Source organism: Thalassotalea nanhaiensis (assembly GCF_031583575.1).
In the GTDB taxonomy this organism is placed as follows: domain Bacteria; phylum Pseudomonadota; class Gammaproteobacteria; order Enterobacterales; family Alteromonadaceae; genus Thalassotalea_A; species Thalassotalea_A nanhaiensis.
In genome coordinates this window covers 3,594,544-3,608,471 of record NZ_CP134146.1, presented here as the reverse complement: position 1 = coordinate 3,608,471, position 13,928 = coordinate 3,594,544, and the positions used below count along the sequence as shown (strand labels likewise).

The 13,928-nt window shown below is 37.1% G+C and carries 10 protein-coding genes and 1 tRNA gene; 5 read left to right on the top strand and 6 right to left on the bottom strand.

Annotation, left to right across the window (positions count from 1 at the left end):
• The first annotated feature begins 92 nt into the window (after nucleotides 1-92).
• The 3 genes from RI845_RS15635 (at nucleotide 93) to RI845_RS15625 (ending at nucleotide 3,123) form a co-directional block, all read left to right on the top strand.
• Entirely contained in the window at nucleotides 93-668 is a 576-nt protein-coding gene (locus RI845_RS15635) for an SAM-dependent methyltransferase (protein ID WP_348387102.1), read from the top strand.
• Between the two features lie 190 nt (nucleotides 669-858).
• The gene (locus RI845_RS15630) at nucleotides 859-2,526 is read left to right on the top strand and encodes a formate--tetrahydrofolate ligase (protein WP_348387101.1); all 1,668 of its coding nucleotides are present in this window, start codon (nucleotides 859-861) and stop codon (nucleotides 2,524-2,526) included.
• 93 nt (nucleotides 2,527-2,619) lie between these two features.
• Nucleotides 2,620-3,123, top strand: a complete 504-nt coding sequence (locus RI845_RS15625) for a DUF3016 domain-containing protein (protein WP_348387100.1) — start codon at nucleotides 2,620-2,622, stop codon at nucleotides 3,121-3,123.
• A 66-nt stretch (nucleotides 3,124-3,189) separates the two neighbouring features.
• Here RI845_RS15625 and RI845_RS15620 read toward each other — a convergent pair whose 3' ends face one another.
• The 4 genes from RI845_RS15620 to RI845_RS15605 form a co-directional block, all read right to left on the bottom strand.
• Complete coding sequence (locus tag RI845_RS15620) at nucleotides 3,190-3,957, bottom strand: hypothetical protein (protein WP_348387099.1); 768 nt, start codon at nucleotides 3,955-3,957, stop codon at nucleotides 3,190-3,192.
• Nucleotides 3,958-4,652: 695 nt separating this feature from the next.
• Nucleotides 4,653-6,845 carry a winged helix-turn-helix domain-containing protein gene (locus RI845_RS15615; RefSeq protein ID WP_348387098.1) on the bottom strand — a complete coding sequence of 731 codons (2,193 nt, stop codon included), beginning with the start codon at nucleotides 6,843-6,845 and terminating at the stop codon, nucleotides 4,653-4,655.
• Nucleotides 6,846-7,072: 227 nt separating this feature from the next.
• Nucleotides 7,073-7,471, bottom strand: a complete 399-nt coding sequence (locus tag RI845_RS15610) for a DUF3718 domain-containing protein (protein WP_348387097.1) — start codon at nucleotides 7,469-7,471, stop codon at nucleotides 7,073-7,075.
• Nucleotides 7,472-8,078: 607 nt separating this feature from the next.
• Nucleotides 8,079-9,800 carry a DUF262 domain-containing protein gene (locus tag RI845_RS15605; RefSeq protein WP_348387096.1) on the bottom strand — a complete coding sequence of 574 codons (1,722 nt, stop codon included), beginning with the start codon at nucleotides 9,798-9,800 and terminating at the stop codon, nucleotides 8,079-8,081.
• A 380-nt stretch (nucleotides 9,801-10,180) separates the two neighbouring features.
• Here RI845_RS15605 and RI845_RS15600 point away from each other — a divergent pair, with 380 nt between their 5' ends.
• Nucleotides 10,181-10,576 (top strand): group I intron-associated PD-(D/E)XK endonuclease, encoded by a 396-nt coding sequence (locus tag RI845_RS15600; protein ID WP_348387095.1) that lies wholly within the window; start codon nucleotides 10,181-10,183, stop codon nucleotides 10,574-10,576.
• A gap of 168 nt (nucleotides 10,577-10,744) precedes the next feature.
• On the top strand, nucleotides 10,745-11,200 hold the full coding sequence (locus tag RI845_RS15595; RefSeq protein WP_348387094.1) for a hypothetical protein: 456 nt from the start codon (nucleotides 10,745-10,747) through the stop codon (nucleotides 11,198-11,200).
• A gap of 89 nt (nucleotides 11,201-11,289) precedes the next feature.
• Here RI845_RS15595 and RI845_RS15590 read toward each other — a convergent pair.
• A tRNA-Ile gene (locus tag RI845_RS15590) sits at nucleotides 11,290-11,366 on the bottom strand.
• A gap of 126 nt (nucleotides 11,367-11,492) precedes the next feature.
• Nucleotides 11,493-13,892 carry a choice-of-anchor B family protein gene (locus RI845_RS15585; RefSeq protein WP_348387093.1) on the bottom strand — a complete coding sequence of 800 codons (2,400 nt, stop codon included), beginning with the start codon at nucleotides 13,890-13,892 and terminating at the stop codon, nucleotides 11,493-11,495.
• Nucleotides 13,893-13,928: the final 36 nt, after the last annotated feature.

The following is a 13,928-nucleotide window of genomic DNA, read 5'->3' as shown; positions in this document are numbered from 1 at the left end:
TTATAATGATTAATATTTCAAGGGTAATATAGGCTGAAAATTTCTTGCAATTATCACTCTTTTGCAAACAATAAAAAGCTAGAGTCACATATATGATATCTAATAACGACATCCCGCAACTGCATTCCCCATTATTAACTGAATTCTTAACTGAAATTAAACAGGCAAGCTTTGAACATTCAGTATTAGACTTGGCTTGTGGTAACGGCCGAAATGGTCTGTACCTTATTGGGAGTGGCGTACCGGTTACTTTTGCGGATATAAATAAGATGTCTCTAGAAAAAATTTTAGAGGCAAATGCTAATTCACTACCTGTTGAAAAATCTGAGTTAGCAGAGCTATGGCAGGTAGACTTTGAAGATGAAAATACGAGCCCTTTATATGGTAAATGCTTTTCTGCAATTATCATTTATAACTATCTACATCGTCCGTTATTTGAACAAATCAAAACATCAATCCAATCTGGTGGACTTGTTATCTATGAAACCTTCACAACTGAAAATATTCAATTTGGACGGCCTAAAAATCCCAACTTTTTATTGAAACACAATGAACTTTTGCAGTTGTTTTCTGGATGGGAAGTATTGCACTACTTTGAAGGTGTTGTGAGTAACGTTGATGGACAAGGTTCAAAAGCGATAGCACAAATTGTTGCTCGCAAACCGTAAACTTGTAAGTGTAATTTTTACTATATTTGTTAATAGCTTACTATGATTCAAGTCCATTTTTACTAATCATGGTGATTAGTTGGTTATATACTAAAATTGTATTAATTATTTTGTGCCTTGTATTTGGTATTAGAGGTAGATCATTGGCATCGATAATAATTCAACAAGAATTACAATATAGGAAAGAATTATGCTTACCGATAATGAAATTACCAAGCAATGTCAGACTAAAGATATAAGAGAAATTACCAAGTCGTTGAATATAGACGAGCAGTTTTTAATTCCCTTCGGACGTGACATTACTAAAATTAATATCGATGCGCTAAAACAAAAATCAAAACAAAAAAACAGTAAGCTAATTTTAGTTTCTGCTACCACTCCTACACCGGCCGGAGAAGGTAAAACCACAACAACAATTGGTATAGGCCAAGCTTTTACACAGCTTGGAGATTCAATTTGTCTCGCACTACGCGAACCATCTTTAGGCCCTTGTATGGGTATGAAAGGTGGGGCAACTGGTGGAGGGTATTCACAGGTGTTACCTGTAGAACGTATTAATCTTCATTTTACCGGAGATTTTCACGCCATAACCAGCACCAATAATATGATCTCGGCTGCCATTGATAATCATGTATTTCATGGCAATGCACTTAATATCGACCCTCGTCAAATCGTTTGGCGTCGAGTTATGGATATGAATGACAGAAGCCTGAGAAATATCGTACTTGGTCTTGGTGGTAAAATGCAGGGTACACCAAGGGAAGGGGGCTTTGATATTACCGCCGCCTCTGAAATTATGGCGATTTTATGTTTAACAAATAGTTTTAAAGATTTAGAGCGTCGCTTAAATAATACTCTTTTAGGTTACAGTTACACTGGTGAACCGGTATTTGTAAGAGCGTTAGGCATTACCGGTGCTCTATTAGCATTGTTAAAAGACGCAATGCATCCTAATTTAGTACAAAGCTTGGAGGGGACTCCAACCTTTATTCACGGAGGTCCATTTGCCAACATCGCCCATGGTTGTAATAGCATTTTAGCGACCAAAATGGCAATGCATCACGCCGAGTGGACTGTTACTGAAGCCGGCTTTGGCTTTGATTTAGGAGCAGAAAAATTCTTTGATATAAAGTGTCGAATTGCTGAACTTGATCCAGCGGCAGTAGTATTGGTGACCACAGTTAGGGCGTTAAAAATGCATGGTGGTATGGATAAGAACCATCTAACAACAGTAAATTTAGAGTTTGTAAAACAAGGTTTAGATAACCTTGATAAGCACATTGAAAGCGTTGAATTATTCAATAAAGAGCCTGTTGTTGCATTAAATCGATTCGCTGATGATAGCGATGAAGAGATTGCCATTATTAGAAAGCATGTTGAAGCAAAGGGGATTTTGTTTGCTGAGAGCAACCACTACACCGAAGGTGGCAAAGGCTCTATTGATTTAGTAGAAAAAATAAAACTTGCTGCAGCTAAGTCGCAACCATTTACTTCTATGTATGATCTGGATGATTCAGTGTTTGATAAAATCAGCAAAGTTTGTAAGGCCATGTATGGCGCGAAAGACATTGCCTTGACCAAAGATGCGGAACGAGACTTACACCATGTGCAGCATTTACAACTTGAGCATTTGCCTATTTGTATTGCAAAAGCACCAAGTTCACTATCGGATGACCCGCTTTTACACGGTCGCCCAAGAGATTTTCAGGTTACTGTAAGAAATATACAAGTGAATGCCGGCGCAGGATTTTTAGTCGTGTTAACGGGAAATATCCTGCGTATGCCTGGATTACCTAAAGAGCCATCAGCGACCAAAATTAAACTGTTAGAAAGTGGCGAAATTGTAGGGGTTAGTTGAATTCAGTTATAACTTGAAGAGCTAAAGGCTACTTAATTATGTACTACTGATATATAGCGTACTAATATTATACTTATAAATAGGAGAATAATTATGAAAACACTAATAACAATAATACTCGCTATGCTCCTTGCATCGTGTTCAAACACTACTGTAGAACCAAAAACAGTTTCAGCAACTGCTGGCTCAGCTACTATAAAACTGGTTAATCCTCATGATTTTAGTGACATAGATACTGGTAATATTGGTATACAGTCTAATTTCGAGCAGAATGTAGCTGATAAGTTGGCTGAGGCATTAGATGACCACTTTAAAGAATCTGGCATGTCTATTGATATTACTTTCTCAGATATTGATTTAGCAGGTGAAACTAAATTCAATACGCAAGAAATACGCATATTAAAGGATTTATATATCCCAAGAATGTCGTTCGAGTATGTAATAAAAGATGCAGCAGGAAAGCTAATATTGTCTGATACAGCTGTTATTAAAGACATGGGTTATCTGTCTAGAAGACTAACAGGTTTAGATGCTAATGACTCATTAGGGTACGACATACGTATGCTAATAGAATATTTTGAGAAAGCATTAAAATAAGTTTTCAACAGTCGAAGATTAGAGCTAACGATTTGTAGAACAGGTTTGGATTTTCTTATGTTTGATTTAAGTTTCATCTTGTTGCAAGGATGAGATCTCTTTATGTAAAAGGTCGATTATTTCTTTTTGCAGTGTACTTGTATCTATTAGTAAGTTTTTTTGTATATTCACTAAAATAAGTTTCAAGGAAACCGCATGTTCTAATGCAGGTAAAGACAAAAATTTCTTTTGATCAAAAGGGAAGTTACTCGGCCCTATGCCTTCCATTTCTCCAGTTAAAGCAATAGCGCTTTTCCAAGAGTGCATGCCTAACCAAGCATTTGCATAGTTATGTTGATGCGTTCCAATACTCGCCTCTAAATGCTCTTTAGAGCTAAGCAGTTCGGACCATTCATGCAGCTTCTCTTGTAGAACTCTATTTTTTATTAAGTTTATATCCCCACTACTTAATGAAGCGTCAAACACTGATCTGCTTGGCGCATAACTTGGATTCCAATAATAAGCAGCTACATAATCATGTACCAAATTATCGTCTACCATGCTTGGCTCTGGCCCCATTAATGTCAAAAAATGAGTCATTTTGCTGACTACCGTTCCAACATTAACGATAGAATCGTCTAAATACTTTTGGTTATCGATGAACTCAATTTTCAGCTTGTTAATTAAAATAGCTTCCTTTTCACTATCTTTTCTAGCTTTATCCCAGCTATTAAGTTGCAGTGCTAACAGTATACCAACAGTTATTAATACAATTTCTCCTAGAGCATAGGCTGAATATTGGCGAACCTTTTTTGCAACTACAAAAAATTTTCGTTGTTTATTGAATATTCTCATAGCGTCCCTCAAATAAATTAACTAATTATAAAATTGTTACCTCCAAATGAGTTTTGTCAATAAATTATCAGTATTGTAGCTATTTAATATGAAATTCTTGGCTCCAACATTATCTTGAATATGTACTTTATGATTCCGCCTAAGCTTTAATTATAGGGAATTTAAAAACGGATTTAGACAGGAAGTATTTAATATTAGGCAGTAAATAGCAGACACAAAAAAGCCTACCTAGGTAGACTTTGATGTTCTAGATGGTGGCCCCTCCCTGACTTGAACAGGGGACCTGCCGATTATGAGGCCAACGGAATGGCCTTTTTATGTGTCGTAAGCGTAAGAAAAATCACGAGTTTTGTCATCTCAAAATGCAAGCCCAGTCGCCACCGAAACCCTACCGAACTTCAACCGCGCGGCACACCGAAACCGATATGCTAACTCGAAGAATTTTATGCGTTTTTGTCGACCGAACTCCGAGCTTTTACCGAACATCGGTGTTGGTGTGTCTGACTTAGTGACGTGTTTAGAGTGCTCGACAGTTGGCCTCGTTGAGGTAAACGGCCAGTCGAAGTGTGGTAGCCATGCTAAGACTGAAAACTTGCGAAATGAGGCTGAGTCGACGACTTTTGAACGGCACGAAGACAAATTGGTGACAATCGTCAACATGCTTTTAGCTTTGATGATGCACCTCGATGCTCGAGCTACTCGATCTGGTCTTTGTAGACAAGATCATTAAGCCAGTCTTGAACAATGACGACCCGGTTGTTGGGGGATTTATCATCAGAAGGTTTCCTGATCATTAAGAATCGCTCACCTGTTGGATCAATATCAAAATTTCGAAGGTCGTAGGATAGGTAGTTCTGATGGCTAAATAATACCTTGGGTCGCCCATTCTCAAAATTCGGCGCTGTCTTAATATCGACGGCCATTAGGTTTTCTGGACCCCAATAAAAAATTTCCTGCCCGTTTGGATTCCATCGAGGGTTTCGGCCGCCATCTATTGATACCTGCCAAACTGAATCTTTGGTGTTAGGAAATGGTCTGACGTATATCTCAGTTTCACCGGAACGGTCAGATGTATAGGACAGCCAGTTACCATCTGGAGAAAGCTCGGGTTCAGTCTCGTTAAATTCTGTTTTTAGCAAGACATCTGACTTTGTTTCATGGAATACAGGAAGCACTGCCAAGTGAGCTCCAGAGATGAAGTTTCCGTCCCGTTCATCGAACAGTAAATGCTGTCCATCTGGTGTAATGGAGTAGCCAAATTGATAACTTGAACTATCTGTAAGCTGTTCAATCACTCCACTGCCATCTGTTGTTACTCGAAATAGGTCATCAACTCGATTTGATGAGTAATAAATGTATTTCCCGTCAGGACTCCACACGGGACTAGCCTCTCGGGACTGGTCGTAGGTCAAGCGGGTGCTCGTGCCGTGCTCCAGTGAATATGTCCAGAGATCCGCACCATTTTTGGAGTCGACTATTACAGCAACGTATTCACCGTTCGGCGATATGTTTGGCTGTAAATAGGCCCGTCTATCCAGATTAAGGTTATCCACTTTTCCGTAGCGATCAACCCAAACTAGGCTTTTTGGCTGAAGGGCTGTGGCAAGAACGTACAATAATGTTCCGTCAGCTGCGATGCTGTAATGTGCAGCATGATCGTAGTGAACGCCTTCCGCAATGGGGATACTTTGAACATTGACTTTCAGATGTTTATCATCGAATTCAGCGGCCCAAAGCACGTTGTTCCAGTAGTAAATAAGATATCCGTTGATTGTTAGCTGTGGTGTGGCCCCCTCCATCAAAACCTTTTTCTTTCCTGACTGCAGAGATAATACGGCAATTCGATCGGTTTTTCGTGTTGTCACACCTCTTTCTCCAATAGTAAAAAACAGAGAGTTACCATCAGGTGAAACATTTGGATGTTTATGGAATTCGCCGTTCGCCGGAAAGGTTAGCTTTTCAGGTATTCCAGACAAAGACGACACCTGCATGAGTCCAGCATATGAATTACTCTCGTATACGATAGTTCCGTTAGCGCCCCAACTTAAGGCTAAGATCTGTGCGCCAGGATCGCACAAAGTAATTGGAGTCCCCCCGCTTATTGAAATCTTCTTTAGCATACCATCACGTTCGTCAACGAAGGCTATCCACTTACCGTTGGGTGATAAAGTTAAACTAAGCGACGCATTCTCAGTACCTTTGATAGGAAGGACATTTAGGCTGTCGAGTGAACGTGAATAAATCTGTTTTTGTCCGTTCATTACGGCGTGAAAAACTACGCGGCGTCCGTCCGTTGAAATGGTGACAGGACGAAACTCGTAATTATCGGCTCGCATGCTTAGAGGAAGGTCGATGGTGTAACGGCGCACAAAATTGTCGGATTTAGTGTTTTCACTCTGCTCTGTCGACCAACGGTTGACCATCGATAGGATGATTAGCAATAGCAATAGCAATAGCAATATGGCCACCACTAACCTACGAAGTTTTAAGCGTATAAATGGAGGTTCGATAGCAAATATCGATGGTGTCGTATTGTTACCTCTAATAGTACTTAGCGGATCAGTCAGTCCTCTGACTGTAGCTACTAATCGGTAGCCCTTTTTCGGAATAGTTTTTATTTGGGTGGGTTGATCAACCCCTGCTTCAAGAGCATTTCGAAGTTCAGCAATACAGTTATAGACTGTACCAACTGTTACAACCTTCCCCCTCCAAAGATCATTAAGAAGGTCTTCCAAGCTAACTACCTGACCCTGGTGTTTAGCTAAGTAAACCAAAAGTTCCATTACTTGAGGTCGCAAATAGGTGCTCTTGGAATAACCGATAATCCGATCTAGCGCAGGCTCTACTGACCATTCGTCAACCATGAATGAGCCTTCTTTGTTAGCCACGCCTATTGGACTCCCTTTACTTCAGCTTGTATTTATTCCAGTTCATACAGTCAAAGTATAAGTCAAAAAAACACTATATCAATTCCTTCCAGAGCTAAATCTAATCATCACCATCAAATCTAGCCTAAATTATGCCCTCAAACTCATCGACTTTTCACTGTTACTTTAGAATATATGTTTACTGTCACTATTGTCATAAAAGACTAGTCCTCTCTAAATCGAAATAGCTAGTTGCTGGCAACTAATACAACAATGGTTTTATCCTTATCTTTCCTTCGCTCATTTGCTAAGTCTTTCATAGTGACCTTAGTTTGACGATTTTTGTTCCATTTATTTGTGTATCGGTCTAAATAATCAGACGTATTTTGGGCATCATATGTTTTCGCAAAATTACCAATGTATTGATTATTACACTGCATCGAATTAACAAATGTGCGGAAGCTTAGTGCTGATCCTCTTCGACTTAGCATTCGTAATTTGCTTATCATAACTTTCGTATTATCAGTTACCGCAGCCATACATATCTTTGTTGTGATTTTATTATCACTTGCAATAAATTTGAATTCGGATGCGTGAGTATTTATTGAAAAACAAAATAAAATTAATAATGATGTAAATGTTTTCATTGTAATGCACCTTTTAAATTGATTTATATAATGAAAATAGATGATGCTTATTTTCGCCTTAACGTAAGTTGATAAAATGATTTAAACTTACTCGTTGCAGTATCGAATATTAAATTGTTTGCAACTGCAGAAACTATATAGTTTAAATGCGCTATCTACTCACTGAACTTTTCTATATTTTTCTCACTTTTTTCTCATAATTAGTTCACACTAGATTGGTTGCATACAAATATGGGGTATGGTGACAAAGTAGGTCGGTTCTTGTAAGGCTTGAAATTGGGATAGAGGTGCTGATTGACCTAAATTTTTAAGAGTTCCAGTCCTCATGGGATCTTCGATTTAAAATTAAAAAAAAAAATAGCACCGCCATCCCAGCGTTAGCCAAGATATTGGTGCTGTTTTTAACATTTTCCCGAAGTTTCTCTTGAGCGCTCCAAAACGGAGCCGTTGCAACGCCGGATTGGGGATGTTTGGTTGCAGCAATGAATGAGTTATTCCTTGAAGCCTGGGTAGGTTAGGTATATTAGTTGGTTTTTATTTTTAGCAAATTCATTTCCTGGTGGTTAATGTCAGGAAATGAATATATGTTTGAAAATTAGGTAATTAGTTATAATTTTAAAGATTGGTATATTTTAACTGCCATTAACTCGGCCCTATCTTTTACTAAATCTGAATTCCAATCAGGTTTAGTAATTAGTACGTCTTTTAATGGGTACCTTAACTTTTGAAGTATTTGTATTTTTTCTGATGGTTGTTTATCAGCTAACGTACCAGAGTTAATTTCCTTATTAGTTAAAATTAGATTCCCGATGCTAGCGACAATGTCAGAAGAATATTCGGTACCTATAAAACTTTGCGGTATGAGATGTTCGATAGTCATACTATTTAAATCTACAGCTAATCCATTACCGTTTTTAGGTAAAAGATAGTTTAACGTATACCTGATAATGTTTTTAAATTTAGTTATATTTGATAAATAGTTTAACTCGTGAAATTTCACGACAAATTCATTCTGTTCTGGGAGCTTGGATTTCAGAAATGAGCTCAATTCATTAAGAATCACTTGAAAGTCATTACTGTTATCAATATTTGATAGTTTTATAGCCAATTTTGAATAGTTAGACGCTATTGTTCCCGATGATCTTGATGAGGTAATTGCATTGAAACAATAATGAAAATTGACAATTTTATGTAGTGCTGAGTTAAGGTTCTTTAAAGTAATATTTTTATTGAAATAAGCTCTAAGCAAAGATAAAACTAAAGATGATTGTTGCTTAACTTTAAAAATATTTAAAGATTTCAAGTATTCTTTGGTTTGAGTTTCATCTTTTGTCCAAGAGTAATTGTCAGGTTTTATCATCCTGCAATAGTGGGATGCCGATGTATTTAAATCAGTGATTAAATTTTTTGCTGTATTGTCGTTATGACCAATATGCACTTTAACTTTACTAAACAATTTTTTATCTGTCGTGTATTCGTACCTGGACATCCAATAATGCGTTAGATAAGCCTCAAGGATATTACTATCACTAATATCATCAAATTGTTTTACCAGAATATTCCAAGACTCTTTTGCTTGATCTAATGCAACACTTTTACTTTGAAGTTTTTTCAATAGTAAGTTTTTGACTAAATCGGGAGTTGTTAAATCCTTCCCTCTAGCATTAAGTGTTTCAAAAATTAAATATGCATCGTCTTCGTTATCTAATTGAATAAATACTAATTTTAACGCCAGTACTTTATCTCGAATGAATTTTAATTTTTGTACCACCGCGGTATCATGATTTGTAAATAATGATGTTTGTGCTTCATCCGTTGTGAAAGCCTCTAATTCAGGTACTTCTCTAACTAATCTCTCTTCTAGGTAATCAAAAGCTTTTTTTAGTTTTAGTTCTTCCGTCCCAACATCACACTGAATTTTAAAGCCATCAAAAGATTGAATATGGTCTTGCAAATATGGGAATGATGTTTCAGCTTTTAAAACAAATTCATCTTCATTATCAATATTTGCTTGCTCAACATATTTATGCACACCTTTTGCTAGGTTTTCCTCACCTATTTTATTAAATGCGTTTCTAATCGCCGCCAATATTAGGGTAATAGTTGTTAAGCGCTGTTGCCCGTCTACAATTCCAAAATATGGCTTTTTAGTTTGATAAACTACCATTGAACCTATGAAATAGTTTTCAGGATTCTCAATAACAACATCACTCCAGAAGCTAGCTACTTCTTCTATTTCCCACGAGTATGGTCTTTGAAATCGTGGAATTTTAAAATATCCTAATGAAAATATATCTTGGATTTCCTTGTCGTTTGCTTCTATTTTCATGCGAGATCTATACCTACTAACATTATTTTTTAAAATTCATACCACTATATATAAAAACTAGTTACAAGATAAGTAAAATAACTTTCACTTAATTCCTCGAATGGCAGGTCGTATGCCAGTACACGAAGCTACTTGCGTTTTAAAAGTAAAACCTTTAACTTATATTTAATCATTATCACAGGCTATTTAGGTCCGATAGTAACTTCATGCAGGGATCTCATATAGGGCGAATGCAGGGCTTGGCAGCCTTTGTTATTAGGTACAATAACGCACGGTTGTATGGTGATATTTAATTGGGGGTAATTCCATATAGGATGCCCGGTTCATAGACAAAAGGCCTTTCATTGTCCTATGGCATCAATTTTATATTGGATACAATTATGCCTATCAAAAATGTAAACCGTACAGAACCTGCTTTAAATCATTACAAACATATTTCATATGAAACTCTCGCTGCAAGTTGGCTAACTGAAGATGGCTGGGAAGTTTTTATGCCTTTGGTTGATCACGATAAGAAAACAGATCTACTTATTGCTGATGATACCAGTTTTTATCGCATACAGGTGAAGGCTTTAAACTCAATGGATGAAGACATTGATGTTGAAAATAAATGGCAAGATAAAATTATTGATTACGTAATATATTTTTCAATGCAGGGGAGCTGGGGCTATATTGTTAAACCATTTACAACGAACAAAGCCAAATTACAGTCGAAAGGACATATTCGATTTCACCAACACCCAAGTAACTTTTTAAAGGCCTTTAAAAGAATTTAATAAAAAGTTATAGTAAGAGTGTGCTCGTTGGCAAGCCTGCTCACTCGTGTAAAGATTTTATCAGCCAACCAGATAATATAAACCTATATCAAGTCTATTATCTAACGACAGAAGTACGAGTGCCACGATAAAAGATAATAAGCTTGATTTGCTAATTAGGATTATATTATGGACCCTATCAAATTTTTTAAGCTGCAAGTTAAAAATCTCCACAAAGATCTGAAAACTCGGTATGAATACAAAGAAAATGGCTATACGTTTACGAGTTTTAAACCTAAGTTTTTCGACCTAGACCAATGGTTCCTTGACGGAGATGAAGAACCTCGTCAAAACTATACTCTTATGCAAGCTCAGCAAGTATTCGCTAACATGATGGATTTCAACTGTTGGGATGAACTGATAAGTGCTCCGAGAAAACAACTAGAATTAATGGTTTTGTTATTTAAGGATAAGGTGACTCCTCAAGAGTGGAGAGAGCAAGTTATTGGAATTGAGATGGATAACGGAATGGGTGATTTAACTGAGGATTACATTTTCCAAAAGAGTGTTTATGAGCAAGTCTACATGGGGAAAGATACGATTATGAGTGGAACTTTCTATTATCTGCTTTACGATTTCAAATAACGAATAAGTAGTATGTGAAATTATTTGAATTCTTGGAAAAGTTTCAGACATAAAAAAAGACGATTAAAGGCGTCTTTATTTTTTCTAGATGGTGGCCCCTCCCTGACTTGAACAGGGGACCTGCCGATTATGAGTCGGATGCTCTAACCAACTGAGCTAAGGGGCCATCTAGATGTGCTGCTTGAGTGTTATTAATGATAATAACCAAAAGCGGCGGCAAGTATAAGCATTTTTTATTTTATTGTCACCACTTGTCGATTAAAAAGTTTTAGTTTTAGTTTGTTTGTTGTTTTTATGAGCAAATTTTTGCTTTTCGTTTACAAAATGCTGCCGCTATAAGTAATAATCCGTAGTAGTAACTGCCGCCACCCGAGCTTGGTAAGTCGGGCGTTATAATAATGGTTTCTATTTCTACGTTAACACTCACGGAATCGCTAGCAGTTAAACCTGTAGCATCTGTTGCGGTGAAAGAAAAAGTTAATAAGTCACTTGTTTGTGGGGCAATAAAGCTAGCTTGTAATTGGTCACTGTTGTTTATAGTAACTTCTGTGCCTGATATCTGTTGCCATTGATAGGTTAGTATATTGTTATCTAAGTCGCTGGCTGTTGCGCTTAGGTTTATATTGGCACCTGCCTGGGCATCTTGATTTGTTCCTGCGTTTACTTGTGGAGTGTTTTCCCCATCAGTTGCCGATATTGTTATAGTCGCAATGTTTGGCTGGCTTAATGTTGCACCATTTTTAGGGTCAAACAGGCGGATGAAAAATATTTCGTTTGGCTCAGCTAGATTATCCTTTGCAATGTCGATGCTAATAATTTTGTCTGTAGTTTCTTGGTCCTCCCATGACAGTGTGCCATTTGCCAAGGTAAAATCATCGGTGCTTGCAGAGCCACTTACTAATTCCCAGTGTACTTCTATATTATCGTTCGCCTGATTGTTTCGACGTACATTAACTTGAATGGATTGTCCTTCAGAGCTCGAATAGTTTTGATTAGTAAAACTTAAGCTTCCTTGTTCAACATTTAAGGTGTTGTCTTTTAAAATATACAAACCACTGTTGATATCACTGGCTAATATGTTGCCGCTAGGCAGAAATGGATACACCCCCCAAGCACCATGAAATGATGAATTATCTGATATAGGGTAAGTATCAAAAAAACCAGCTTCAAGTGGTTGAGTTGGATCGGTAATATCAATTACTGTAATGCCACGCTCATAATTAGACATATAGTAGCGATTGCCACGAACATAGCCATTATGATCAATTGCACGGGTGTCACCGGTCCATGTAGATAATAAACTTGGCGCGGTTAAATCAGTGATATCAAACAATCGTAACGTCGTGTTTATTTGATAGTCTTGTTCATCAAGTTCATCGTGCACCAACATTAATAATTTATCTTCAGTGTACCAACCTGAATGCACATAAGAAGCATTGTTATAAGTTGTTGAACTTAACTTTGCAGGCGCGTTATTTAATGTTTTATCCCATAACTGAAAGTTGTTTTCATTAAAATCGAACATCACTTCACAATGATGGTTACCGTTTACACATTGGTCGTCTTTACGTTGATCATTAATGACCATAGAAGAAGCATCATGTGTATATTGACTACGATCGTTTGCCGGTTTGTAAATACTGATTAAATCGATAGGATCTTCAAGGCTATAGGTATTAAAACCGCCACCATTTTGATTAGAACCCGCGATGTGCAGGTAGGGACGCATACCTGTAATTGTGACACCGGTTGAGTAATCGACATTACTTAAATAAACATTGTGGGCGCTTAAATCTGTTTTATCACTAGCTTTTATCGTAACCGATTGAGGTAACTGGCTTAAATCTAAAATTAACAAACCAACCGCAGCGTTGTCGGCAGTAACATAAGCATAACTTTGCCATTTATTAATGGCAGTATCGAAATATTGATACACTTTTATGTCGCGCCAAATTGTTTCCTGACTTGCTATAGTGGTGATAACAATAGGAGCTGTTGGCACTGTTACATCAACAACGCCAATACCATTGCTTAAGCCAATTAAAGCGTATTCTTTATTATTGTTTAAATCGTAATGCCCCCAAATATCATTCCCTTCTGCAGGATTCGTTGAAAATTGATTTAGTGGAATGTGGGCAAGTAAATCCAAGTTATTACATGCATGATCTCCTGCATAACCATTACTACAGGCAACATTAATTTGTTTTTCTTGTAAACGGTTATACGCTGCAAGTTTTTCTTTAATTAAGGTTTTATTTTTTGAAGCGGTGTTATCAATTGATTTTTTATCGGTAATAACTGTGAAACCTTTATCGGTAAGTGCTTGAACATAATCTAAAGGTACACCGGTAAGGTAAGTAATATTATTTGCGTGCTTGTTACTAAAGTTGTCATTAACTTGATAATTGCCGCGAATGGGGACTAAATCGCTTAATAAATAAAACAATGTATCCACATTTTCTATGTGATAACTGCCTTTACTAAGTCGTATTTGGTCGCCCTTGTTAGCATGTTGAGCCGCGTAATTTATGGTTCTACAGGGCAGGGTAGCATTATCACAACGACCCGAATCATTACCGTTTGGTGCTACATACCGAGCCTTATCATGTTCTGCATGGCTAAAGGTTGTTTGACTGTAAATAGTCAAAACAATAGCAAATAAAATGGAGGATATTTTTCCGAGATTCATCATACTATCAGTTTAGTTGTATTCTGCTTTAACTCCTAA